Raw genomic sequence first — 22,395 nt, 5'->3', positions numbered from 1 at the left:
GATTAATTATACATGACTAAAACAAGGCTGTACGCCGCATTATCTTTAGCCCTTTTGGTAACACCTGTTAGCCAAGCCGCTAAGTACAGAGTAGTTGAATTACCTGTTATTGCAGAAGGAAAAAGTAGTTTCCCTAGCGCGATTAACGAAAACAGTAACATCACGGTAAATGTTAGCACTCCTTACAATATACCGATTGATCTAGAATTATTAGATTTTGAATCGGAAACGTTAATTAATAACTTAACGGACATTGAGTCTGCCAGGAACGGAGACTTCAACAGTGCTGATTATGAATTTCTTTTGTCGTTAATAAGATCAGCCGACGGTTTACAAAGTGCACAACAAATCGCAAATACGAACAGTTTTTTAACATCAGAAATGGAAGTTAATTATATTTCCGGTTTTGATAAATTAATTGACCAAGGTAACGAATTTTCAATTGGTACAAATACTAATGTTAGGGATATTAATAACTCTGATTTTGCTGTTGGCAGTGGCGAAGGTGCCTACGGTAAAGTTAACTATACAACCGAAAATGGTGAAGAGATAATCTTTGTTGTACATGAATTCGGTACGCGAGGATTTGTTAGCCATAATGGTAATATTGTTGGTTTGCCAGCGCCAGCAAAGATTGCAGGTGGCTTTAGTGATGCATTTGGGATTAATGAAAGTAATCAAGTTGTAGGTTATGGAACGACTTTAATTGTTCCAGACTCCTTAGAAACGGCCCTAACGGACTGTGAAAATGAAGACTTAATCGATGACGACGATCCAGATACGATTGACTTCCCATTAAGAGGAGACGTACCAATTGAGTCCTGCATCAGTTCTGTTGTTGATTCATTTTCAAACTCGATCAGTACATTCTCACAACTCAGAGGCCTAATTTGGCAGTTAGATAGCCAAGGAAACCTGTTAGATACTAAAGTATTAGGATTACTGTTTGAGCCAGAAGCTGATGATACAGTTAATTATAGTAGTCAAGCGTTAGCCATAAATGACAACGGAATTGCCGTCGGAATTTCAAACGGACAATACTCTGAAAATGGAGCCACTGTAACTCGAAACTTCGGTGTTATTTTCGACGAAGATAATATAATTAATCTCACTCCTGAGCCGGATAGCATAGTAGCTCGAACTTCACAGACTATTAGCTCGGCAGCTGACATCAATAACAACAATTTAGTCGTGGGTTATCAGGTTAAATCGGTCAATGGTTCAAATAGAACTAAGTTTTTTGTTTACGATATGAACTTAGACGAGATTACATTTCCAGATGATTTTTTCTTAGGTTCTTCAAGTGTTGCTTTAGATATTAATAACAATGGTTTAGTTGTCGGTTATGGTGATGTAGATGCTTCTTTAACTGGACGACGAACTGAAGGTTTTTTATATGAGCATGAGGCCAAACAGTTCTATAGTGTTCAAGACCTAATCAGCTGTGATTCACCTTTTACAATAGTGCAAGCCAACAGCATTAATGATAAGAATGAAATAGTTGCGACTGCTCTTTATAAGGGTCCAGCAAGAGATTCAAGTGGGAACGTCATAATAGACTCTTCAGGTAGCGAAACCATTGTTGACTTAGTCGTTGCTGTCAAGTTAGAGCCTATTATAGATGGTCTTGTTGAAGAGTGTGATATTCCATCTAATCAGATTAACAGAGAGAGGCAGGGTGCAAGCTTATTTTGGATATTAGGATTAGGATTTGCACTATTAAGCTGGAGGCGCTTTCAAAGTTTCTAAATTGAATTTTCTAACCCACCTTGAGGCGGGTTTTTTATTTCCTAGCTAAATATATGTTCTTATTACTAATAAATTTCAAACTACACGTTTTTATGAAAATTTAGTTTAAGAATATATTTCATTATTATTCAATGAGTTAATCAATATAGAATAATATAAGTGTTATTTTCTGTTGAATCAAAACTTCGTTTCAACTATCTCTATTCCGTGGTGTTCATGAACTACATATAATTAATAATACAAAAGAGGAAACTCAATGAAACGACAAAAGAGAGATAAACTTTCAAGAGCACGTTCTAAAGGTTACCAAGCAGGCATTACTGGACGTTCTAAAGAGTATTGCCCATTTCAGTCAATAATATTAAATCTGAATGGTTAGGTGGATGGAGAGATGCCATCGGCGATAGAAGTATAGGACTCGTCAGTCGTTAACAAAAAGCCCCATTAGGGGCCTTTTTTAGGTGTAAGTAAGATTAAAAGCTACTGGTATCTTGAAACAAGCCTACTTTTAAATCCTTTGCTTCATAAATCACTCTACCGTCAACTTCTACAGTGCCGTCACCTAAACCCATAAATAATTTACGTTTGATTACACGTTTCAAATCAATCCTATAGGTTACTTTTTTAGCGGTAGGCAACACCTGACCCTTAAATTTAACTTCACCCACGCCTAGTGCTCTTCCTTTACCCGGACCACCAGACCAACCTAAGAAAAATCCAACTAATTGCCACATAGCATCCAAACCTAGGCAACCAGGCATAACAGGATCACCTGGAAAATGGCATGCAAAGAACCAGAGGTCTGGTGTGATATCAAGTTCTGCCACTATATAACCTTTATCATGAGAACCACCGGTTTCATGTATTTCAACAATACGATCCATCATCAACATATTTGGCGCTGGAAGTTGGCTATTACCAGGACCGAATAACTCACCGGTACTACAAGATAAAAGTTCTTTTTTTGTGAAACTATTTTGTCGATCTGTCATTCTATATACTGCCTAAATAAACTGAGGAGGGTAATTTAGCGAACAGTTGTAAGCTTAACAACTCTGAACAGTGATATATTTTAACTTTTGACTAATTTTAACCCCAACAAATGATTATTAGAACAATATGAGCATAATTAAACGCAGTGCTAACGCTGAGAAACAAAAACGTTTCCGAGATAAACAAACAGATAAAGGTAAAAAACAGGTAAGAGGGTATGTTACTCCCCAGGCTATGGATTGTTACAAAGAATTATCTGATAAAACAAAATGGACAGATAGTGAAATGTTATCGAATGCGTTACGCATAACCTACGCAGCCTATAAATGTGGTCAGATTAAGCTTTTAAATGAATGGCTTAAGGATCATGACAAATAAAATGAACCATCACTCAATTAATGGTAATAATAGAAATTATGAGATCGATGTGCTCAGAGGTTTAGCTATAGTGTTTATGGTTATTTTCCATTTTAGTTATGACTTAACGGTTTTCGGTTGGACGGACTTTAGCACTGCTAAAGATATTGAATGGAAAATATTTAGAACATTTATTGTGAGCAGTTTTTTATTAGCTGTAGGCATGAGTAGTTATTTGGCATACCACAAATCGTTCAATAAAAAGAAACTTACTAAGGCTGTCGGTAAACTTTTCGCTGTTTCTATTTTTATTTCTATAGGTAGCCTTTTTATGCACCCTGGAACATGGGTTTACTTTGGTATTATACATTTTATCACCGTAGCACTGCCCATATCGGTATTATTTGTTCGCGCGCCTTACATTGCCTTATTGATTGGGACAGGGAGCATAGTAGGCTATTGGATGGGTATTTTAAACTTATACCCTATTTGGGAGTGGGGTGTTTTATATTTAGGCATACCCACACAAACAGTTGACTTAGTAAGCTTTTTTCCTTGGATTGGTGTGGTATTGATTGGTGTCTTTGTGATGTATAAAGAGCTTTTTAACATCAATGTTAAGTCTAGTGCTTTTTCAAATAAGTTGGCTTTTTTAGGTCAACATTCGTTGATTATTTATTTAGTTCATCAACCCATCTTATATGGATTATTTGGTCTGGTGGATATGGTTTTATTACGTTAATAGTTATGCAATAAAACCATAGTATATGAAATACCACAAACCAGTTTGTTTACATAATTGAAGACCCATTAATGAAGTTTAACTTATCAATGGTTTTAACTAAATTATATTAATCAATTTAGATGCTGACACACTGGCCATCCTATGAGCAAGTCGAACATTGGGAAGGATATAAGACCCATTATCTTGTTTAAATACACAACAATCGACAGTTTCAAATAGATTGTTGTTTAAAATTGAGCCGAGCCTTTAATTTTTTTTTAATATTTAAAAATAAGTTCCATCATTGATTAAGTGAAACCTCATCTCGTCTTTTAAATCATTAATGTGTCGGCTTATTTGCTTTGGTGGGCGAGGCAGCCAATGGAGTATTGGCTGCTATATATAAAGTCAATCTACACTTATGGATTAAAGGTAATATATAAACAGTGATTAATTTAAAACAGCTGTAACCAATTCAATATTATGATTATTAGCTAATTTATACTACTTCGTTAATTTCTACCAAGCTCTTCATGAGACGTTACCCAGTCTAGAGATGATATAGCGGATGCCAGAGATATTTCACCTGCAAGGGCGACAGAAGCCACTATTTCAGCAAACTTCAATGCGTTATTAGGGCCACTGCAGTGTAACATTTCTAGACACTCTTTTTGTGTACCTAGCCCTGTTCCGCCTCCACAGGTTGCGATAATTAATGAGGGTAACGTTAAAGAAATATACAGATCTCCTTCCTCAGTTATTTCAGAATAAAAAATGCCTGAGGATGATTCTGAGACGTTCGCCACATCTTGACCCGTTGCAATAAACATCGCGGTAATTCCGTTTGCAGAATGTAACCCCGTGTTTTGAACACCTGCTAAAAATGAGCCAATAGAAGCTACTCGCTGATGCTTTTCGATTTGTGTTGGTTCCACTCGCATGACTTCAATCAGATCATCCCGCTTGATAGTGACTTCGGCTGTGACCCTTTTACCACGCGTATTCAATATGTTGATAGCCGATGCTTTTTTATCTGTTGCCATATTTGACTCGAGGAAAAAATTTTTGATATCTGTGTTATTTTTATTTCCATAGTGCTCAAGAATCCAACCACAGGCCACATAAGTTGCGCGTCCAACCATGTTCTGTCCCGCTGCATCACCGGTAGTAAAGTTAAACCTTAGAAATGCAAATTTGTTAGATTTGTATTGTTCAATATTACGCAGTTTTAAAAAAGGGTCTGTTGCCTCAGCTTGACGTCGTATTTCATCAATATTATCAGCCACCCAAGCGCCAAAATCTCTGGCTTTTCTTGCATCATCAAATACAAAAACGGGAGCACGTTGCATGGCATCGTCAACCACTGTTGCTTTTACGCCACCTGATTTATTCAGAAGTTTCATACCGCGATTATACGAAGCCACCAGCGTGCCTTCGGTGGTAGCCATAGGAATAAGAAACTCACCTGTAGCGTGTTCACCATTAACCATTAAAGGTCCCGCTATTCCAAGAGGTACCTGTGCAACACCACAAAAATGTTCAATATTTCCTCGTAAAGAAGGAAGATCCACATCAATGTTAAATAACTTTGTGGGTGTCACTCCTGTTATTTCTGATACATAATTTTGTCGTGCTTGAACCATCTCTGGGTGTAAGTCATTTTCTATGCTGCGAGGAATTTCATTTAAAGCCGGAGCGGAAACTGACACCTTATCTTCCATTGTTAAGTGAATATCACCAAAAGGTTGGGTAGAAAGAGTAATATTAATATTGAAGGTTTTAAGTTCTGACACAAAAATGCCCTCAACAAATACATTTAATATTGCGCCAAGTGGAAACTCGACACCTTGATTCTTTTGAAGGGTATGAAGACTTATTTGTTGTTCTGAATCCAGCGAAATCATTATTTTGTGGCTATCGACTCTTTGTTCATTAATAGATAAGTGTAATATTTGATTAAAGTGTGCACTTTTAATCCGGTTCTTTAATGAAAAACTCAATCCACTTTGAGTCTTTTTTAAACTTCCAAGGGTATATAGCTGTTTCAACATTGAGTTTGGGACAAACATAATAAATCTCTATTAAGCAGGTGTGGATATTTATCCACGTAACCTAATGATATATATTGATGAATATCAAATAATTCATTTTTTATAGGTTTTTTCGAGTAAAGCCTCGCAGCCTGCTACTAGATCGAATAACTCCTCATCAATACTCGTTTGTCGTTTATGTCTAAAATTTTGGTTTAGCCCATCTAATAACTCTTCAATATTTTTTTCAGCTCGTAGCATTGACTCTAACCGGCAAGTATTATCACTAGCCAAAGACTCTGCACAGGCTTTGTAGATAGATACGAATAGATATTCACTAATCAATGCTTTAAATGTGGTTTCTTTATCATTCAGAAGTTCAGGTAAACTTCTTGATGGCCATTGAGTCATCAAAAGTTCATCTTTCCAGTTTTGGTCAAAGGGCAGCAGCTTTTGATACGTTGGAGCGTAAGTGGATTTGGATGTTGGTTTATTATAAAAAACAAATAATTGGTTAATTCCTTTTTTTTCTCTCTGGCTCTCAATTTCTAAAATGAGCTCACCTACAAGATCTGGTATTGTATCTAAACTAATAGGAAGACGATGCCTTTTTTCTATATGCATATCTACTTTTGATAATAAGGGTTGTATGCATTCACCAATAGCCCAAAGATACTTTTCGCCATGATAGGTTTGCACCTTTTCAATTAAAAAATTAGACAACAGATTGTTAAATTGACCTACAAACCCTTGGTCAGAACCAAATGCAATAACACCAATATTTTTGTGATTATTATTCACCTTATAATGGAGTTCAGAAACTAATGAATTCGCTTTATGAAAACATACGTTTAGGCCCAATTTAACTGTTTGATGATAATCAGACAGGGAATTTACTGCGTTTTCGTATTGAGTGATATTAACTGCGGCCATAGATTTCATGGTTCGCACTACTGACTGTAAATCGCAGGCACTGTTTATTTTGTGTTGTAAGTTGGCCAGAGAGTTACTCATGGTTTATTTGCATCATCATTTTTTTTGTTTAATATTTGTTGATTAGAGGATACTTTTTTTTCGATATGTTCATTATTATCTGACACCTTGTTGATAAAGGGGGCTAACGCTTTTTTAGCCATACTGATTATTAACAGGCTGTCTTTATCAGAGATATTTTGGCCATCTTCGAGCCGTGTTATCAATGAATCAGGCATGGTTTTGGATGCCTTCATTAGGCAGGCTTGCGCTTTTGACATGTCATTTAAAGGCACTGCATCAAGTAACTGATGGCTAAGAACTAATAATAAGATTATTTGATCGGCTACACAGACAGGTTCTGATTCAGATTGACTTAAATAAGACCGAATATGCCGCCCATGGTTTATTGTGCTGAGGGTGTTTTCATCCAGTCTTGCGCCAAATCGGGCAAAGTTTTCAAGCTCTTCAAACTGAGCGTAAGCAAGTTTTAAGTCACTCGCCACCTTTCGATAGGCGCCTCGCTGTGCTTTACCCCCAACACGTGATACTGATTTCCCAACATCTACAGCTGGCAAGACACCTAAATCGTATAAAGTTGGTGATAAATATATTTGTCCATCTGTAATCGATATCAGGTTTGTTGGAATGTAAGCAGACAGATTTTGTCCTTCTGTCTCAATAATGGGCAATGCAGTCAGAGAACCACCTCCACTTTTTAAGTTCAAATGGGTCGAGCGTTCAAGTAATCTTGAGTGGAGGTAAAATATATCGCCAGGAAAGGCCTCCCTTCCCGGAGGGCGCCGCAGTAACAATGACAACTCACGGTAAGAACGTGCATGTTGAGTCAAGTCGTCATATACAATTAACACATCTTCACCGGCTTCCATAAAATGTTCAGCAATGCTTGTGGCGGCGTAAGGCGCAATATAATCAAGTCCTGGAGGGTCATTACCTTCGGTAACAACGACAACTGTATAATCTAAAGCCTGTTTATTTTTTAAAACGGCCAATGTTTTTGCAACAGAAGACGCTTTTTGGCCTATTGCGCAATAAACACATATGACATTTTTTTCTTTCTGATTCAGGATTGTATCAATGGCGATAGCTGTTTTACCTGTTTGCCTGTCACCCAGTATTAATTCACGTTGACCACGGCCTATGGGCAAAAGTGCATCAATAACCTTAATGCCGGTTTGTAATGGTTCAGTGACAGGAGAACGATTTATAATCGCAGGGGCAGGTCGTTCAATAGGCAATCGTTGTGTCAATGCTGGTGTCTGATTGCCATCAAGCGGTCGTCCTAGCGGGTCAATAACTCGGCCTAGTAATTCTTGGCCAACAGCGATATCCATTACTCGGCCTGTGCGTTTAACGTCATCACCTACATTTAAGCGCCAAGCATCGCCAAGTAGAACTACACCAATTTCATCCGCATCAAGATTGAATGCTATTCCGTATAAATTATTGCCAAAAAATAAGAGTTCATCGTAACCAATATTGGGTAATCCGCTTACCAGTGCTATGCCCGTGGAGACGCTAGTTATTGTTCCAATTTCTTGAACCATTAACTTTCCCTCGACTTCTAGGCGTCCTTGTTTTAATGAACTGTACAGGGAGTTCAAAGTTAATTGCACTGTACTTGATTCAATGAATGTCATACTGAAATTTTGGCGGTGTGAGAACTAGTATTCAATTGTTTATTTTTGCTATTTATTGTTTCACGCTGTTCATCTAACAGTTGTTTAATATTTGTTTGCAGTACATTAAGATAATCTTCACTGTTCCACGCAATTTTCCATCCATTTGAACGAAGTTCAATACCACTAATAAGCTCAGGTTTTATTTCATATTTTAGTGGGTAATGTCTATTTATATTAGGTGATATTACTTGTTGTAATATTGCGTTTGTTTTTTTTATTTTCGCAGGTGTTAGTTCAAACGCGCTATATAAAATAAGTCCTGATTTACCTGATTCGATAATTTTATTCAGATTGTTTTTTTCTTCAGGAGTTATACTCTGTAAATGCTTACAAAAGCATTCAAACATTTTTTCTTCCAGCTTAACATCAGCAAGGTCTGCAAGCACTTTACGCGTTATTTCATATATTTCCTTTAATGATTTAACAGCAATATTGTCGTGATAATATTGTAGTTCTCTTTCTAAAACTAAAAGACGGTTTTTGCTTATATCATCTGCTTTTATATGAGCATTAAGGATTATTTGTTCACCTTTTTCATAAGCTATCATCTTAGATTCTTTTAATAATTCATCGTGTTTTGCATTGATTTCAAAATTCTTTTGGTCGAATAGCTTTCGCTCTAATTCTGCTTCTGATTTGATGGTGTCTGCGTCGCTCAATACTTTGGCAACATGGCTTTCTCTAGCATCAATAGCTTTTAAAATTGGCACGTAAAGGTAGCGTTTTAGCAACCAAACTAACAACAAAAAATTGATTGTTTGTGCACCAACTGTAAACCAATCTATTTGCATCTTAGTTACCACTTTGCGCAATGAAATAGTTCCAAAATGGATTGCTGAATAACAAGATCATGGTCACAACAAAACAATAAATGGCTGTAGATTCAATCATTGCCAAACCAACGAACAAGGTTCGAGTTATAGTCGATGATGCATCAGGTTGTTGAGCCAAGGCCATTAAAGCGTTTGCCACGGCCCTACCTTCAGCAAATGCAGGGCCAATGGCTCCGAAACCAATGGTGATACCTGATGTGATAATTGAAGTGATGGCAATCAAAGTTAGACTATCCATATTTATTTTTCCTAGGGTTGTTCAATTGATGGGGGAAAATGTGTCTGAGTATTGTCAACACTTGTTGCAGCGGCGATGTAAACACTTGCCAGAATAAAAAATATATACGCCTGAACTAAGCCCGTTAACAAACCTAGCGCTGTCATAACAACGGGGAAAACGAATGGTGCTATTATCAACATGATCCCAATGATCATAGAGCCACTCATAATATTGCCAAATAGTCTTACCGCTAATGCAAAGGTTCTAGATATTTCACCAATAATGTTAAATGGCAACATAATAAAGGTAGGTTGGGTGTAGGACGCAAGGTAATCCTTTAACCCTCGTTGTTTAATGCCATAGTAAGGCACAGTAACAAACACACAAAGGGCTAAGGATATTGTGGTGGAGAGCGAACCAGTTGGCGGTTCGTAACCTGGGAAAATAGTAAACAGATTAGCCAGAGCAACGTATAAAAATAGGGTGCCAAGGAATCCGATGTATTGTCTTGGATTGGACAAGCCAACACTGGATATTTGTTTTTCAATTGTCAGTACAATAATCTCAAGGGTATTCTGCCAGCGAGTGCGCTCACTTTTATTTGCTAATAAGTGCCTTAACAGTTGTGCAACAATAAAAAATACCAACATTAAGCACCAAGTAAACAAAATTGTTGCATTGAGTTTGAAAAAACCTAGTTGCCAATACACAATTTCATCTGGACTAAGATTCATTTTTACTCCTCAGTTTGTTTAACGAAGAGTGACTCGTCAGCTCAATCAATAACCTGGTTGCAGGCCGGGCAAGGATAAAACCTACAAGACTAATGACTAATGATTGCCAGCCTCCATCAGTAATAAAATAGAAGCCAAGTAAACACAAACCTATCCTAATGAAAAAACTTCCTACAAACCACATAACAGGTCGTTCTGATGTAAGTCCCTTAAAAACAACCCACCACAAACTCAAAAAGAACGCGCTTCCTAATCCAAATCCAAATATCAGGATGTAACACAACTCTAAAGGTGAATATGTTATTCCTGATAAGACATTAATCATTAGTTTTCTCTGTTTTTTCATCATCATTTTCATGCATAGCTTTGTATTCTTTACTGAGCCAACCCCATGCAGTAAAACAACCTATTGTTAGACCAGCAACAATCAATGCCAATGTCCACGAATGTTCAATTTTGTAATGCTTATCTAGCCATATTCCCATTGCCGCCCCCAATATTGTGGGTAATGCAACTGACCATCCAATTAGCCCCATCATTCCTAATCCAAACCAAGCACTTGCTTCAGGGCTTCTTTGTTTCTTAATTTTACGTTTTGCTTTACTGTCAATTAGCTCAGATAGTGTTGATGTTGTTTTGGTTGTTGTTTTGACCTTCTTTTGAGGTTTTTTTTGCATCACACTCATCTCGAAGTCGTTGAAAATTCTGTTAATCGTTGTAAAAAACTACTTTCTAATTTATTCATGGCAAAACGTATTTCTTGCTGCTTTTCATCTAGAGTCAAAAACTCTGTTTTTACTGCATTTCTTAGTTGGCTTAATTCATCGCCCTGGATGGCACGTCGAACAGATACAAACACGTCATTGCCTTTTTTGACAAATACTCCCTGATCAATAGCAACAAAGGATTCTTTTCTTAATTCGGTTTCGAAGGTAAGTATTCCTGGAGTCAATGCAGCAGTGCAGTCCCTTCTGTTTGAGAGGATGCCGTAATAGCCTTCAAGGGTTTCTACGTTTATCCGTAATACATTTTTATGTTTGGCAAAAACTTTATTGGGTAGCAGTATTTTGAGATCCATTTACTGGACTCCATCGCTGACTAATTGTTTATCTTTATTTACTTTGTCATCGCCTAGTTTTATCTCGTTGATAGAGCCAATCATGTATAAAGACTGCTCTGGGTAGTGATTAAACTCACCACTTAAAATACGTTCGCATCCATCTAAAGATTGTTCTAAGGTAACGAACTTGCCTTGTGCTGTGCTGAATTGCGCTGTGGTAAAAAATGGCTGAGTAAAGAAGCGTTCCAAACGTCTAGCACGTTTAACTATGTCCCTGTCTTGGATAGACAACTGTTCGAGTCCTAACATGGCAATAATGTCCTTTAGCTCATCATATTGCGCAAATATACGTCTAATTGCATGGGCTAGCGCAAAGTGGCGCTCACCTACAATGCAGGCTGTGGTCATTTTTGAGCTGGACTGAAGTGGGTCAACTGCAGGATAAAGTCCTTCACTTGCACGTTTTCGAGATAACACCAATGACGCGGATAAGTGTGAAAAAGTGTGAACTGCTGCGGGGTCGGTAAAATCATCAGCGGGAACATAAACAGCCTGTATAGAGGTGATAGCCCCATTTTTTGTATTTGCTATACGCTCTTCTAGGGATGATAACTCCGTACCTAAAGTAGGTTGATATCCCATTCTTGAGGGCATTTGTCCCATTAATCCCGATACTTCGGAACCGGCCTGAATAAATCGAAATATATTGTCAATTAAAAGTAATACGTCGCGATGCTCTTCATCGCGAAAATATTCAGCCATTGTCAATGCACATTGACCTATCCTGAATCTGCTTCCAGGGGGTTCATTCATTTGCCCGAATAGCATCACCATATTTTCTAAGACACCTGCTTGCGCCATCTCACGATATAACTCTTCACCTTCTCTACAACGTTCGCCGATACCACAAAATATACTGACACCCTTGTGATGGCCTATCATGTTGTGGATCATTTCGGTTAGCAGAACCGTTTTACCTACGCCTGCACCGCCAAACAAACCTGCTTTTCCACCTCTTTCAATGGGAGCTAATACGTCGACTATTTTTATGCCAGTTATAAATATCTCAGAACTAGTTGAGCGATCAATCAGTGGCGGGGGAGGTTGGTGTACGTTTCGCCATTGCACACCTTTGGGCATAGGTAGACCATCAATTGGGTTTCCAAACACATTAAACATGCGAGAAATAATATTTTTGCCAATTGGAGCAACAAGTGGGTTTCCTGAAGATTTGACTAACATGCCTCTGGCCAGTCCCTGAGTGGGCGTCAGTGCGATGGCGCGAACTGTCTCTGTATTCAGTTGTGCCAACACCTCTAGAACAATTTTTTTATCATTAGCATAGAGTATTTCGTGGATATGGGGTAAATCACGGGAAAAATGTGCATCCACAACGCTACCTCTAACGGATAATATTGAGCCATCACAAGGACAGTTATTGTTATTATTCATCACTGAACTCTTCATCTTTTGATTCACATTATGATGAATAGGCAGATCTTGGATTTGACCTTGATCAAGCTTTAATAAGGTATGTTGAAAATGTGGGGGAAGGGTATAAAAATAAGTGCGTTTATTAAAAACTACACTTTCTAGAGTAAACGGCTTAGCCTGACTTTTAATTGTTTATTTTCTTTTATTAATTCCTGTTGTTTTTTCATTAATTCTATAACCATCGCTGTTGCTAACCAATCGATTTGTAATTGTTGATTAAGTTTGATGGCTTTTTTTATCCAGTGGGCACTTTCTAGATCAAAGACCCATTCTGATAATGTATCACCTTCTAGTGGAGTAACGATGCCATATTCAACCACTTCAATTATTGCTTCTTGGCTTATATCTGCACTTAGGCATAATTCATCTAAATGTATACGTAATGTGATATTGGTCATATTTAGTTGCTCCAATCTGCGCGTGGGTTGTATTGTTCAATTTCACTTAATTGTTCCCATAACTTTTTGGTTTCGCTAGTTGTTGAGGGCGGTATATCAATTTTAAGGATAGTCAATAAATCTCCCTGTGAAGTTTTGCTTTTAAGACCCTTACCTTTTATGCGTAATTTTTTACCTGAACAACTGTTTGGGGGAATATTCAAGTTAATTTTCCCATCAAGTGTTGGCACTTCAAGTTTTGTGCCTAAAGCCGCTTCCCATGGGGTAAGTGGGAGGGTTAACAATAAATTAATACCTTGCACATCAAATAATGGATGAGGAACTAGCCGAATATGTAAAAACAAATCTCCATTTAATGTGTTTTTACTGTTGACAGCCCCTTGGCCAGGGGCACCTTGACCTTTGACTCTAATCCTTTCACCATCTGAAATGCCTTGAGGTATTTTTACAATAAGCGATTTTTTGATTTGTTGTGTTTGTCTACCATCAAACTCTGGGACCAGATACTCAAGGTTCTTTGTGGTTCCAGAAACAGACTCTTCAAGAAATACGGGTACTTCCATCTCTAGATCCTGACCTTTGAATAAATCTGGTTCCTGTTGACCTGCGTGACTAAAACCCTTTTGACCACCTGCAAAAAAAGAATTGAAAAATTCTGAGTAATTAGCAGAAGATCCTGAATTACCCGCTCCAAAATCTCCAGAAGGTTGCCAGCCAGGTGGCGCTTCAAAGTTTTTAGATGAACTAGAACCATAACGTTTCATTTCATCATATTCAGCTCGCTTAGTGTCATCCTTTAACACCTCATATGCTTCTGCCACCTGTTTAAACTTTTCTTCTGCACCCTCATCAGGATTCATATCAGGATGAAACTTAAGCGCAAGTCGTCGGTAGGCTTTTTTAATTTCTGTTAACTCTGCATTTTCATCAACACCCAAAATTTGGTAATAATCTTTAAATTCCATTTTATTTCCTTAGCTTACATGCAGACCATTAGGATGTGGTGGAGCTTTTAATCCCAACTTTCGTTATAAATAATTAGCATATTTTGATGAGTTAGTTCAGAAAACACTACGACATATAAATCATTATTATGACCAATCAATATTTACCTAATCGACTATTGTTGTTTTAGACATATTAAACAAAAAAAAACTATTCAGTTAACGTAACACGCACACTTTTTATTAGCTGTAATAGATGAATTAGAACTCTATTTTGCAGTATTAATGACTACAAAATTTTGATGCAGATCAAAATGCATCGTAGGGTCAACGAATGCTGTTTTAAAACACTTTGACACATCGCCGTTAGTGCAAATCGTTGAGGCTAATACAAGTGTTAAAAGCAACAAGTACTATTTCTTTATGCTGTTCGATTGTCTCTGCGGTTAAACTTTCTCATAACAAATGTACGGATTTATCAAAAAAAGTGACTACCTTCTGATTAACAAGTTATAAATAACATGGGAATAACCAGTGCGCTTAGCACTTATTGATGCACCAGTTGTCGCCAGTAAAGTGGAAAAAGTTGTACCAATGTCCATACCAATAACTAAGATAGAGGCTATACCAGCACTGGAAGATTGAGTAATCAAAGTCAATACTAAGACGAAACATAAAACGATAAGGTTTTTAGGTAAGGTTTTTAATGATAGCTGTTCAGATTCAAAATATTCCCTTAGTCCAAACATACTCTCTTGAAGTGCGGTTGTACTAGTAAAAATTAAGCCAAACCCCGCAATGATAAACCAATTGCAGTTTTTTGAGGTTTGGCAAAAAGTCGCAGCAGAGCGCCGCAAAGGATAATAGTTAAGACAATGGCTCCTTGCTTTAATTTAAAACCGAGTAATAACACTGACCATACAGTTAAAGTGGTGCCAATATTAGCACTAAATATGACACCCAATGAGTGACTAAAGGTCATCAAATCCGCTCTAACAAAACTCACCGTTGCGACTGTGACCGCACTAGATGATTGTAAAGTTAATGTGCTTATGGCACCCCATAATGCCCCAGAGTATGGGCTGCGTGTATAAGCCGTCAGCCATTATTATCATCCCCATTAAGAAAAAACGATGCCACCCGATATTTCAGCCAGTAGTGTCCATTCAACCGACATCTAAGGTAAAAAAGTCTCGTTGCAAATTTTACCTGCAAAATAATACTGTAGATTTTTAAGTGTTGTATTGGCAATTTGCTGTAAAGATTCTGATGTAAAAAAACCTTGATGAGCAGTGATTAACACGTTTGGAAAGGTAGCCAGTCTTTGATAAGTATCATCGGTGATTGTTTCACATATTAGATCTCCATTCGACAATTCAGACTCCATTTCATATATATCTATACCAAGGTACCCAATTTTGTTACTTTTTAATCCTGAAACAATGGCTTGAGTGTTCACCAACCCACCACGTGAAGTATTGATAATCATCACTTTTTCTTTCATATTTTGAATCGCAGCATGATCGATCATATGCTGTGAACCTGCATTCAGGGGGCAATGTAAACTAATCACATCTGATTTTTTTATCAATTGTTCTAAACTGACATATTGATGACCCATTTGAACTACATCATCAGATGGTGAAGGATCGCAACACAAAATACGGCAACCAAATCCAGTTAGTATTGTAACCAACGCCTTACCTATGGCTCCTGTTCCTACCACTCCAATAGTTTTGTGGCGTAAATTGAAACCCAATAAACCCTGTAGCTCAAAATTACTGTCTAACACTCTTTTACAAGCTTTAAGTAGTTTTCTATTTAGCGCTAAAATAATTGCCACTGTATGCTCTGCAACTGATTCTGCTGAGTAATTGGGGACTCTTGATACGCCTATTCCCAACTTTCGAGCGTGTTCAAGATCAATGTTATTAAAACCTGCACATCTTAGTGCGACATGATGGATATCAAAAGATTGTAGAGAGTTGAGTACCGATTCATCTATCACATCGTTGACAAAAACAGATACCGCATCAAAAGGTCTTGCCAGTTCAACGGTTTCATTGTTAAGACTGCAATCCAAGAACACTAAATCAAATCCAAAGTTACTATTTCGGGAACTCATAAATTCCCGGTCATAAGGTTTACAACTGAAAACACCGACTTTCATTTATCAATCCTCAATAAAATTTGGTAAAAGACAGTTATTGAATTAATTTTATGTTTCATACATCTACCAAATTAACAAACAAGGTATTCGTTTGTTAATTTGGTAGATGTATGAATATTAAAGCCACAGCTTCATTAATTTTAGCTTCAAGGTTATCGTAAGTGTTTTCGCTTACTCTACCTACAGCGATACCTTCCCACAAAAGACGATTAGTCTTATTGTCTATAAGATCTATGTTGAGTGTACCCTCTATATATTGTGTTACCCGTTCCTCAAAAATCGGGTAATCCCCCCACACATCATATCCTTGTCGGTAGTTGTAATAAAAAGATGCTGACGGGGCACTATTAATTTTGATTTTATCTTTTACATACACATTAAAATTAACCCATAATTCAGGTTCCAATGCATACTTATAACCCTTGTTTAACATTTCATTGTGTATGGCAGACTTGATATAACGGTAGGAAAGTGAGTCGTACTCGTCCTTTTTAGGGAGTAATGTTGGATGAAAACCATAGGTTGCATAACCATCAAATTGAGCTGCTTTATCAACTATGCTATGAATTCTAGGAACTGATTGACATCCAAATAATATAGTTGACAAAAACATTAATAAAACAATTTGAAATATATTTTGTATATTGTTCATGACTGTTGCTTCCCTAGAATCATTATCTAATCACATACACAAAAATTATTGTGATCAATTTAGACTTTATCGGAAAGAACTGTTTTGATACAGGTCAAAGTATTGATGGTAAGGATGGCTAATTACGAGATTTATCACGCTACATTTTAAATGTAATAAAGTAGATAAATATTAAAGCTTTTTGATAACTCCCAGTACTTTTTCAATTAAGGTGTTTTCTATAAACGGTTTCTCAATAAAGTCGATGGCCTCTGCTTGCATTGCGCGAACAGCTTTAGATATATCGCTACTTGATGACAAGATGAATGTGGGTAACCTAACACCTAAGTTATTGATATGTTCAAGTAACTCTATGCCGCCCATATTAGGTAAATTGACTTCAATGATTAAGCAAGCTGCTCTACTTCTAAATTTTGTATTAAGAAATTCTTCTGCTGAAGAAAACACCTCTACTATCACATCATGTTGAACTAATTTTTTTGAAAGTGAACACAGCAATTTATGATCACTATCTACTATGTAAACAATTGGTTTTTCAATAGCTTTAATTTTAGACAACATAAATAAATTCAATAGCAGTATAATATTTCTAATAATAACTATTTACCACATTTATTATTAAGGTCAATGCAGCATACGGCAATAAGCATTTATACCTAAATTAGGCCTTAATTAGTGAGAAGGAGAGGCATCAATCACAACTTTAACTAGTTCGGCAAGGGATTTAACCTGCATTTTATCCATAACATGAGCACGATGGATTTCTATTGTCCTTTGACTAAGGTGTAGTTCAATAGCAATTACCTTATTGGCTTTGCCTGATACTATGGCCTTAAGGATTTGACTCTCTCGATTAGTAAGGGATGCCAATTTGTCCAGAGTTTGATTAATTTTTTCAAGACGTTTTTGATCTTCTATATTGACTTGTAATGCTTTTTGAATTGCATCTATTAATAGCTGCTCCCTAAAAGGTTTTTGAATAAACTCAGCAGCGCCATTTTTCATTGCTTCTACTGCAGTAGGGACATCTCCATGACCTGTCACAAATATAATCGGCATGCGACAACCCATTTGTTCAAGTCTATGTTGACATTCTATGCCACTCATAAAGGGCATTCGAATATCAAGTAAAATACAACCATTGTTTTTATCAAATTCTGTTCCACTATAGCTGTCTAAAAATCCTTGTGCATCCATATAACAAGTGTTTTTCAGTCCAATACTGTCCAGCAACATGCCAACAGAATCTAATACAGCTTCATCATCGTCAACTACATGCACCATGGGTGAGGAAGACACATGTTTAGTTTTATTATTTTGCATATTATTTTTCCATATCTTCTTGGCGTATGAAAGTGGCGGGTAAACTAAAAGAAAAGGTACACCCTGAATTCTTACCAGGGCCAAAGTATATATTACCTCCATGAGCATGAATGATGGTTTGACTCACAGATAAGCCCATTCCCATACCTGTCTCCTTGGTGGTGAAAAATGGGTTAAATATGCCACTACTGGTCTTCTGATCAATTCCAAGGCCGCAATCAATAACCGACACCTCGATCATTATGTTTGATAACCATTGACTGTGGATAAGAAGTGGTGCGCCTTTATGATGTTCCATAGCATCAATGCCGTTGCGGATTAAATTAAGTAACACCTGTTGAATTTGTATTGGGTCTGCTAACAGTATCGGCTTTTTGTTATGGCATAATTTTAGTAATACCTCGTGGTCAAGGATACGAGTGTCTACCTTTGCTAAATTGACGGTTTCATATATCAGCGCATTAAGATCAACAGACTCTCTCTGTGCAACGCGTTTTTTGACAAAGGTTCTAAGTCGATGGATTACTTCACTGGCGCGAATGGCTTGATCACAAATTTTATCTAACGCAGCGACTACCTTTAATTTGTTATCTTGTGTGTCGGATTGTAAAAGTCGTTTGGACGCTTGAGCATAACTCGATATGGCAGAAAGAGGTTGGTTCATTTCATGAGCAATACCTGCAGCTAACTCCCCCATAGAACTTAATCTGGAGGCATGTGATAAACGCTCCCTACTTTCACGAGCCTCAATTCTGTCTTGTTCTTGTTCAGAGATATCTCGAATAATGCCAACAAACTGTATGTCGCTTGAATTTTTTACTTCTCCAACACTCAGAAATATAGGGAATACTTCACCATTAGATTTTTTGCCCTTAACTTTCCTACCTTTCCCAATTATTTTTTCATCTCCAGAAGTCAAATAAGATGATAAATATTTATCATGTTCAATACTAAACGGATCAGGCATTAACATTTTTATATTTTTACCGAAAACTTCTCGCTTTGAATAGCCAAACATCTTTTGAGCTGCGCTATTAAAAAGCTCGATATTACCTTTGCCATCAATAATAACTAAAGCGTCAACTGCAGCATCAAGTAATGCAATCAATCTTTGGTTAGCATCTTTAATTGTACCTTGACCAGGAGGCTTATTAGACAATACTTGGTTAAAGTTTGACTCATCATGTTTAGGCATTATCAGCATCCAATATAAGTAGTTCCCGAAGTAATTTAGGCGATATTCCTAATATTTTGAGAATCTATTTAAGGTATATGATTTTACCTTAGAGTAAAAGTGGCAGCTAGACAATTAAGCTTTATGTCTGTTGATATTCCTTAATTTAGAGGTAATACCGAGATGAAGACAACATATCAAGCACAAAATGATTATTACAATGCTGCATCATTGATGGAAATTTGTATTGGGAAGACTAACGCTTCCAATAACGGACATCAGCATAATTCACATCGGGTTTTTCATCGCAGAGATAACCTATTCTCAGTGGGCGATCATTTTGAAGGTATCTATGTGTTACGTTCTGGATCGGCTAAATCTTTTATTACCTCCAGAGAAGGAGATGAACATATCACTAAGTTTCATTACCCAGGAGATATGATCGGAATAGATGGTTTTAATGGTCATATGCATAAACAAACTGTGCGTTTTCTTGAGACGAGCAGTGTATGTTTAATCAAAGAATCAGAGATAAATAGTTTGATTAAAACAAGCTCTGTTTTTCGTGACAGTTTACTGCAATCGATGAGTCATAGTTTAGCTTGCGATAGTGCGATGATGATGTGTTTAGGGACCTGTTCAAGCGAACAAAAGGTAGCCAGGTTTTTACTTGATTTATCTATGGGTTTCTCTGAAAGAGGCTTATCGGGGCGCGAATTTATGTTAAGCATGACACGTACTGATATCGCCAATTATTTAGGCATGGCGATAGAAACTGTGAGTCGCATATTTGCTGGTTTTCAACAAAGAAACATTATTGCAGTTCAGCTTCGGTACTTGTCTATTTTGGACTTTGCTTCGTTAAAAAATAGTGTTGCGATAGATATTTGTTCACAACCCTTTACGAGCCGTAAACATCCCAAACAAGTAAAGCATGCAATGAATTGATTCAAACAAAAATCACCTTTTTATTATTTAGTATTTCCCTAAGGTAAGATAATTAAGAGTAAAGATGATATTGGTCAATATTCAGTATTTCTCTTGTGCTTAATTAAGTGCCTAAAGTGATTAAAATTAATGATATTTGTTCTCGCACGCCATATTTACATTTGGAACTCAACTCAATTCAATTTTGGGAGTGCTTATTAAAGGAATTAAAAGTAATCATACATCACCCATTTGGAGAAGAAACATGAAAACTTATCAACGCATATTAGTGGCTATTGATATTTATTCTGAATATGATCAAGTACTCGAAAGAGCTTTGTGTGTTGTCAAAAACCCAAGTTATCTGAGTATTGTCTTTGTGACTTTGCCGACCACTTATTTTCAACCCTATATTATTGCAGTAGGGGGGGATTATGTAGCAGATATCCACAAACAAGCAAAAAAGCGATTAGAAGAAATTGGCCAAACCAATAATATTCCTCTAAAGCAACTTTATTTACCCATTGGCAATGCAGCTGAGGAAATTCATACATTAGCAAATGAGATTGATGCAGATTTGATTGTAATCGGTACTCATGGCCGCAGCGGTCTAAAACTTTTGTTGGGTTCAACAGCTAATTCAGTATTACATGGTGCAAAGCAGGATGTATTAGCTGTCAGGATCATGTAAATTAAAATCTAGTCGGGGTGGTATAAATGGACCTAACCAAACAGCAACCTTATGCCACGTTGTCCATTATTTTGCATTGGATAATGTTCTTGTTACTCGTTGCAGTATACAGCTGCATAGAACTTCGAGAAATTTACCCAAAAGGAAGTGAGTCAAGAGACACACTTAAAGCTTGGCATTTTATGCTAGGGCTTTGCGTATTTGTATTGGTGTGGGTAAGACTTATCACAAGGTGGGTAACACTCACACCTAATGCACCATCTACTTTAACTAAATGGCACAGATTATTAGCTCAGGCTTTTCACTTTGCTCTATACATATTGATGATTTGTATGCCAATTGCAGGTTGGCTTATCTTAAGTGCTGAAGGAAAAAGCATCCCATTTTTTGGCTTAACTTTACCCACATTAATAGCCGAAAATGAACATTTAGCAAAAACTATTGAAGAAGTGCATAAGACCGTGGGTTCTGTTGGTTATTATATTATTGGTTTGCATGTTCTCGCTGGATTATATCATCACTACATTAGGCACGATAATGCTCTAATTCGAATGTTACCAATAATTAACTCTAAGTCGGAAGAATAAAATGTAAGGTTACTACTAAGATGTGTTCCTAAATTTTATTCACAAAGTACTAATCCTGCACCCCCATCTTCCTCATAATTGTCATCAACGGACACCAGTTTGTAAAAGCTGACTGAATTAGATTTGCCGCAATAAACATCGTAAAATATACCCAGTTGGCATGCACAAAATATGTCAGTAGCAACGACACTAAAATCATGACCCCAGCGACCAATCTCAAACCTTGATTAATATTCATTTTACACCTTACTTAATATCAGGGAGTTTCAATATTAGGGGGTTCTAATATTAGACAAACCTAATATTATGATTATAATAATGTAATTGTAAGACAAATAGGAGTCAACAAACTTGGATCTAGATCAAATTAAAGCCAATGCTTCTGAGGCAGAATCATTTTTGAAAATGTTAGCTAATAAAAATAGGCTAATGATTTTATGCAGTCTAGTTGACAAAGAATGTTCAGTGAATGAATTAAATCAATTAGTACCTCTTACTCAATCAGCATTATCGCAGCATTTGGCGGCACTGAGAAAAACCGGGCTCGTTTCGACACGACGTCAAGCGCAGACTATATTTTACTCGGTGACAGATATCAGAGTGAAACAAATAATCGAAAAAATGTATGAATTTTTCTGTGTTACCGAATAATTAAATGAT

General features: G+C 36.9%; 28 protein-coding genes and 1 pseudogene. 8 read left to right on the top strand and 21 right to left on the bottom strand.

Annotation, left to right across the window (positions count from 1 at the left end; all coding sequences use genetic code 11):
* The first annotated feature begins 12 nt into the window (after nucleotides 1-12).
* The gene (locus Q0Y52_RS07635) at nucleotides 13-1,749 is read left to right on the top strand and encodes a DUF3466 family protein (protein ID WP_297820217.1); all 1,737 of its coding nucleotides are present in this window, start codon (nucleotides 13-15) and stop codon (nucleotides 1,747-1,749) included.
* Nucleotides 1,750-2,005: 256 nt separating this feature from the next.
* Nucleotides 2,006-2,181: pseudogene (rmf, locus tag Q0Y52_RS07630) on the top strand (ribosome modulation factor).
* Between the two features lie 41 nt (nucleotides 2,182-2,222).
* On the opposite strand, the gene fabA reads toward rmf, so the two are convergent.
* Nucleotides 2,223-2,741 (bottom strand): 3-hydroxyacyl-[acyl-carrier-protein] dehydratase FabA, encoded by a 519-nt coding sequence (fabA, locus tag Q0Y52_RS07625; RefSeq protein WP_297820215.1) that lies wholly within the window; start codon nucleotides 2,739-2,741, stop codon nucleotides 2,223-2,225.
* Between the two features lie 127 nt (nucleotides 2,742-2,868).
* Here fabA and Q0Y52_RS07620 point away from each other — a divergent pair, with 127 nt between their 5' ends.
* Together Q0Y52_RS07620 and Q0Y52_RS07615 are read left to right on the top strand one after the other, a co-directional pair.
* Nucleotides 2,869-3,120: a hypothetical protein gene (locus tag Q0Y52_RS07620; protein WP_297820212.1), complete on the top strand. Its 252-nt coding sequence runs from the start codon at nucleotides 2,869-2,871 to the stop codon at nucleotides 3,118-3,120.
* Nucleotides 3,110-3,841 carry a DUF1624 domain-containing protein gene (locus tag Q0Y52_RS07615; protein WP_297820207.1) on the top strand — a complete coding sequence of 244 codons (732 nt, stop codon included), beginning with the start codon at nucleotides 3,110-3,112 and terminating at the stop codon, nucleotides 3,839-3,841. Before Q0Y52_RS07620 ends, Q0Y52_RS07615 begins: the two co-directional genes overlap by 11 nt.
* Nucleotides 3,842-4,335: 494 nt before the next feature.
* Here the strand turns inward: Q0Y52_RS07615 and Q0Y52_RS07610 are convergent, their stop codons facing one another.
* From Q0Y52_RS07610 to Q0Y52_RS07530, 19 genes are all read right to left on the bottom strand, one after another.
* The gene (locus Q0Y52_RS07610) at nucleotides 4,336-5,892 is read right to left on the bottom strand and encodes a hydroxymethylglutaryl-CoA reductase (protein ID WP_297820204.1); all 1,557 of its coding nucleotides are present in this window, start codon (nucleotides 5,890-5,892) and stop codon (nucleotides 4,336-4,338) included.
* 75 nt (nucleotides 5,893-5,967) lie between these two features.
* Complete coding sequence (locus Q0Y52_RS07605) at nucleotides 5,968-6,867, bottom strand: F0F1 ATP synthase subunit gamma (RefSeq protein WP_297820202.1); 900 nt, start codon at nucleotides 6,865-6,867, stop codon at nucleotides 5,968-5,970.
* Complete coding sequence (locus Q0Y52_RS07600; protein ID WP_297820199.1) at nucleotides 6,864-8,486, bottom strand: alternate F1F0 ATPase, F1 subunit alpha; 1,623 nt, start codon at nucleotides 8,484-8,486, stop codon at nucleotides 6,864-6,866. The genes Q0Y52_RS07605 and Q0Y52_RS07600 overlap by 4 nt, the downstream gene beginning before the upstream one ends.
* Nucleotides 8,483-9,319, bottom strand: a complete 837-nt coding sequence (locus Q0Y52_RS07595; protein ID WP_297820196.1) for a hypothetical protein — start codon at nucleotides 9,317-9,319, stop codon at nucleotides 8,483-8,485. The genes Q0Y52_RS07600 and Q0Y52_RS07595 overlap by 4 nt, the downstream gene beginning before the upstream one ends.
* A gap of 1 nt (nucleotide 9,320) precedes the next feature.
* The gene (locus Q0Y52_RS07590) at nucleotides 9,321-9,599 is read right to left on the bottom strand and encodes a F0F1 ATP synthase subunit C (RefSeq protein WP_297820193.1); all 279 of its coding nucleotides are present in this window, start codon (nucleotides 9,597-9,599) and stop codon (nucleotides 9,321-9,323) included.
* A gap of 11 nt (nucleotides 9,600-9,610) precedes the next feature.
* A complete protein-coding gene (locus Q0Y52_RS07585; RefSeq protein ID WP_297820190.1) occupies nucleotides 9,611-10,315 on the bottom strand; it encodes a F0F1 ATP synthase subunit A in 705 nt (234 codons plus the stop codon).
* Nucleotides 10,305-10,640 carry an ATP synthase subunit I gene (locus tag Q0Y52_RS19430; protein ID WP_366939260.1) on the bottom strand — a complete coding sequence of 112 codons (336 nt, stop codon included), beginning with the start codon at nucleotides 10,638-10,640 and terminating at the stop codon, nucleotides 10,305-10,307. The genes Q0Y52_RS07585 and Q0Y52_RS19430 overlap by 11 nt, the downstream gene beginning before the upstream one ends.
* The gene (locus Q0Y52_RS07580) at nucleotides 10,633-10,992 is read right to left on the bottom strand and encodes an AtpZ/AtpI family protein (RefSeq protein ID WP_297820187.1); all 360 of its coding nucleotides are present in this window, start codon (nucleotides 10,990-10,992) and stop codon (nucleotides 10,633-10,635) included. Before Q0Y52_RS07580 ends, Q0Y52_RS19430 begins: the two co-directional genes overlap by 8 nt.
* Nucleotides 10,993-10,997: 5 nt before the next feature.
* Complete coding sequence (locus tag Q0Y52_RS07575) at nucleotides 10,998-11,393, bottom strand: F0F1 ATP synthase subunit epsilon (protein WP_297820184.1); 396 nt, start codon at nucleotides 11,391-11,393, stop codon at nucleotides 10,998-11,000.
* Nucleotides 11,394-12,827 carry a F0F1 ATP synthase subunit beta gene (gene atpD, locus Q0Y52_RS07570; protein ID WP_297820181.1) on the bottom strand — a complete coding sequence of 478 codons (1,434 nt, stop codon included), beginning with the start codon at nucleotides 12,825-12,827 and terminating at the stop codon, nucleotides 11,394-11,396. It lies immediately after the preceding gene.
* 140 nt (nucleotides 12,828-12,967) lie between these two features.
* Nucleotides 12,968-13,267, bottom strand: coding sequence for a chaperone modulator CbpM (locus tag Q0Y52_RS07565; RefSeq protein WP_297820179.1), 300 nt, complete (start codon nucleotides 13,265-13,267; stop codon nucleotides 12,968-12,970).
* A gap of 2 nt (nucleotides 13,268-13,269) precedes the next feature.
* A complete protein-coding gene (locus tag Q0Y52_RS07560; RefSeq protein ID WP_297820175.1) occupies nucleotides 13,270-14,232 on the bottom strand; it encodes a DnaJ C-terminal domain-containing protein in 963 nt (320 codons plus the stop codon).
* 470 nt (nucleotides 14,233-14,702) lie between these two features.
* Complete coding sequence (locus Q0Y52_RS07555) at nucleotides 14,703-14,960, bottom strand: hypothetical protein (RefSeq protein ID WP_297820172.1); 258 nt, start codon at nucleotides 14,958-14,960, stop codon at nucleotides 14,703-14,705.
* A gap of 32 nt (nucleotides 14,961-14,992) precedes the next feature.
* Nucleotides 14,993-15,313, bottom strand: a complete 321-nt coding sequence (locus tag Q0Y52_RS19425; RefSeq protein WP_366939262.1) for a Na/Pi symporter — start codon at nucleotides 15,311-15,313, stop codon at nucleotides 14,993-14,995.
* 75 nt (nucleotides 15,314-15,388) lie between these two features.
* A complete protein-coding gene (locus tag Q0Y52_RS07550; RefSeq protein ID WP_297820169.1) occupies nucleotides 15,389-16,381 on the bottom strand; it encodes a 2-hydroxyacid dehydrogenase in 993 nt (330 codons plus the stop codon).
* A gap of 94 nt (nucleotides 16,382-16,475) precedes the next feature.
* Nucleotides 16,476-17,033, bottom strand: a complete 558-nt coding sequence (locus Q0Y52_RS07545) for a DUF4136 domain-containing protein (RefSeq protein ID WP_297820166.1) — start codon at nucleotides 17,031-17,033, stop codon at nucleotides 16,476-16,478.
* A 171-nt stretch (nucleotides 17,034-17,204) separates the two neighbouring features.
* A complete protein-coding gene (locus Q0Y52_RS07540; protein WP_297820162.1) occupies nucleotides 17,205-17,594 on the bottom strand; it encodes a response regulator in 390 nt (129 codons plus the stop codon).
* Nucleotides 17,595-17,705: 111 nt separating this feature from the next.
* A complete protein-coding gene (locus Q0Y52_RS07535; RefSeq protein ID WP_297820159.1) occupies nucleotides 17,706-18,356 on the bottom strand; it encodes a response regulator in 651 nt (216 codons plus the stop codon).
* Nucleotide 18,357: 1 nt separating this feature from the next.
* A complete protein-coding gene (locus tag Q0Y52_RS07530) occupies nucleotides 18,358-19,551 on the bottom strand; it encodes a nitrogen regulation protein NR(II) (protein WP_297820156.1) in 1,194 nt (397 codons plus the stop codon).
* A gap of 162 nt (nucleotides 19,552-19,713) precedes the next feature.
* Between Q0Y52_RS07530 and Q0Y52_RS07525 the strand changes: the two genes are divergently transcribed.
* The 3 genes from Q0Y52_RS07525 (at nucleotide 19,714) to Q0Y52_RS07515 (ending at nucleotide 21,735) form a co-directional block, all read left to right on the top strand.
* A complete protein-coding gene (locus Q0Y52_RS07525; protein ID WP_297820153.1) occupies nucleotides 19,714-20,478 on the top strand; it encodes a helix-turn-helix domain-containing protein in 765 nt (254 codons plus the stop codon).
* Between the two features lie 244 nt (nucleotides 20,479-20,722).
* The gene (locus Q0Y52_RS07520; protein WP_297820151.1) at nucleotides 20,723-21,148 is read left to right on the top strand and encodes a universal stress protein; all 426 of its coding nucleotides are present in this window, start codon (nucleotides 20,723-20,725) and stop codon (nucleotides 21,146-21,148) included.
* Between the two features lie 26 nt (nucleotides 21,149-21,174).
* On the top strand, nucleotides 21,175-21,735 hold the full coding sequence (locus Q0Y52_RS07515; protein ID WP_297820149.1) for a cytochrome b: 561 nt from the start codon (nucleotides 21,175-21,177) through the stop codon (nucleotides 21,733-21,735).
* A gap of 49 nt (nucleotides 21,736-21,784) precedes the next feature.
* Here Q0Y52_RS07515 and Q0Y52_RS07510 read toward each other — a convergent pair whose 3' ends face one another.
* On the bottom strand, nucleotides 21,785-21,973 hold the full coding sequence (locus tag Q0Y52_RS07510; protein ID WP_297820146.1) for a DUF2892 domain-containing protein: 189 nt from the start codon (nucleotides 21,971-21,973) through the stop codon (nucleotides 21,785-21,787).
* A 113-nt stretch (nucleotides 21,974-22,086) separates the two neighbouring features.
* On the opposite strand from Q0Y52_RS07510, the gene Q0Y52_RS07505 reads away from it, so the two are divergent.
* Nucleotides 22,087-22,386 carry a metalloregulator ArsR/SmtB family transcription factor gene (locus Q0Y52_RS07505; RefSeq protein ID WP_297820143.1) on the top strand — a complete coding sequence of 100 codons (300 nt, stop codon included), beginning with the start codon at nucleotides 22,087-22,089 and terminating at the stop codon, nucleotides 22,384-22,386.
* The last annotated feature ends 9 nt before the right edge of the window (nucleotides 22,387-22,395 follow it).

It is taken from the genome of uncultured Paraglaciecola sp., from assembly GCF_943787955.1.
Taxonomy (GTDB): domain Bacteria; phylum Pseudomonadota; class Gammaproteobacteria; order Enterobacterales; family Alteromonadaceae; genus Paraglaciecola.
Note: the sequence above shows the minus strand (reverse complement) of the source record. Positions and strands in the feature narration are given on the sequence as shown.

What these genes read in the sequence shown, in the direction of transcription:
- Q0Y52_RS07530 (WP_297820156.1), bottom strand. Translation starts at nt 19,551, where the DNA reads ATGCCTAAACATGATGAGTCAAACTTTAACCAAGTATTGTCTAATAAG.
- Q0Y52_RS07575 (WP_297820184.1), bottom strand. Translation starts at nt 11,393, where the DNA reads ATGGATCTCAAAATACTGCTACCCAATAAAGTTTTTGCCAAACATAAA.
- Q0Y52_RS19430 (WP_366939260.1), bottom strand. Translation starts at nt 10,640, where the DNA reads ATGATTAATGTCTTATCAGGAATAACATATTCACCTTTAGAGTTGTGT.
- Q0Y52_RS07545 (WP_297820166.1), bottom strand. Translation starts at nt 17,033, where the DNA reads ATGAACAATATACAAAATATATTTCAAATTGTTTTATTAATGTTTTTG.
- Q0Y52_RS07595 (WP_297820196.1), bottom strand. Translation starts at nt 9,319, where the DNA reads ATGCAAATAGATTGGTTTACAGTTGGTGCACAAACAATCAATTTTTTG.
- Q0Y52_RS07565 (WP_297820179.1), bottom strand. Translation starts at nt 13,267, where the DNA reads ATGACCAATATCACATTACGTATACATTTAGATGAATTATGCCTAAGT.
- Q0Y52_RS07555 (WP_297820172.1), bottom strand. Translation starts at nt 14,960, where the DNA reads ATGTTTGGACTAAGGGAATATTTTGAATCTGAACAGCTATCATTAAAA.
- Q0Y52_RS07585 (WP_297820190.1), bottom strand. Translation starts at nt 10,315, where the DNA reads ATGAATCTTAGTCCAGATGAAATTGTGTATTGGCAACTAGGTTTTTTC.
- Q0Y52_RS07525 (WP_297820153.1), top strand. Translation starts at nt 19,714, where the DNA reads ATGAAGACAACATATCAAGCACAAAATGATTATTACAATGCTGCATCA.
- Q0Y52_RS07510 (WP_297820146.1), bottom strand. Translation starts at nt 21,973, where the DNA reads ATGAATATTAATCAAGGTTTGAGATTGGTCGCTGGGGTCATGATTTTA.
- Q0Y52_RS07610 (WP_297820204.1), bottom strand. Translation starts at nt 5,892, where the DNA reads ATGTTTGTCCCAAACTCAATGTTGAAACAGCTATATACCCTTGGAAGT.
- Q0Y52_RS07515 (WP_297820149.1), top strand. Translation starts at nt 21,175, where the DNA reads ATGGACCTAACCAAACAGCAACCTTATGCCACGTTGTCCATTATTTTG.
- Q0Y52_RS07615 (WP_297820207.1), top strand. Translation starts at nt 3,110, where the DNA reads ATGACAAATAAAATGAACCATCACTCAATTAATGGTAATAATAGAAAT.
- Q0Y52_RS07635 (WP_297820217.1), top strand. Translation starts at nt 13, where the DNA reads ATGACTAAAACAAGGCTGTACGCCGCATTATCTTTAGCCCTTTTGGTA.
- Q0Y52_RS07605 (WP_297820202.1), bottom strand. Translation starts at nt 6,867, where the DNA reads ATGAGTAACTCTCTGGCCAACTTACAACACAAAATAAACAGTGCCTGC.
- Q0Y52_RS07560 (WP_297820175.1), bottom strand. Translation starts at nt 14,232, where the DNA reads ATGGAATTTAAAGATTATTACCAAATTTTGGGTGTTGATGAAAATGCA.
- Q0Y52_RS07600 (WP_297820199.1), bottom strand. Translation starts at nt 8,486, where the DNA reads ATGACATTCATTGAATCAAGTACAGTGCAATTAACTTTGAACTCCCTG.
- Q0Y52_RS07550 (WP_297820169.1), bottom strand. Translation starts at nt 16,381, where the DNA reads ATGAAAGTCGGTGTTTTCAGTTGTAAACCTTATGACCGGGAATTTATG.
- fabA (WP_297820215.1), bottom strand. Translation starts at nt 2,741, where the DNA reads ATGACAGATCGACAAAATAGTTTCACAAAAAAAGAACTTTTATCTTGT.
- Q0Y52_RS07580 (WP_297820187.1), bottom strand. Translation starts at nt 10,992, where the DNA reads ATGCAAAAAAAACCTCAAAAGAAGGTCAAAACAACAACCAAAACAACA.
- Q0Y52_RS07520 (WP_297820151.1), top strand. Translation starts at nt 20,723, where the DNA reads ATGAAAACTTATCAACGCATATTAGTGGCTATTGATATTTATTCTGAA.
- Q0Y52_RS07540 (WP_297820162.1), bottom strand. Translation starts at nt 17,594, where the DNA reads ATGTTGTCTAAAATTAAAGCTATTGAAAAACCAATTGTTTACATAGTA.
- Q0Y52_RS07620 (WP_297820212.1), top strand. Translation starts at nt 2,869, where the DNA reads ATGAGCATAATTAAACGCAGTGCTAACGCTGAGAAACAAAAACGTTTC.
- Q0Y52_RS07535 (WP_297820159.1), bottom strand. Translation starts at nt 18,356, where the DNA reads ATGCAAAATAATAAAACTAAACATGTGTCTTCCTCACCCATGGTGCAT.
- atpD (WP_297820181.1), bottom strand. Translation starts at nt 12,827, where the DNA reads ATGAATAATAACAATAACTGTCCTTGTGATGGCTCAATATTATCCGTT.
- Q0Y52_RS07590 (WP_297820193.1), bottom strand. Translation starts at nt 9,599, where the DNA reads ATGGATAGTCTAACTTTGATTGCCATCACTTCAATTATCACATCAGGT.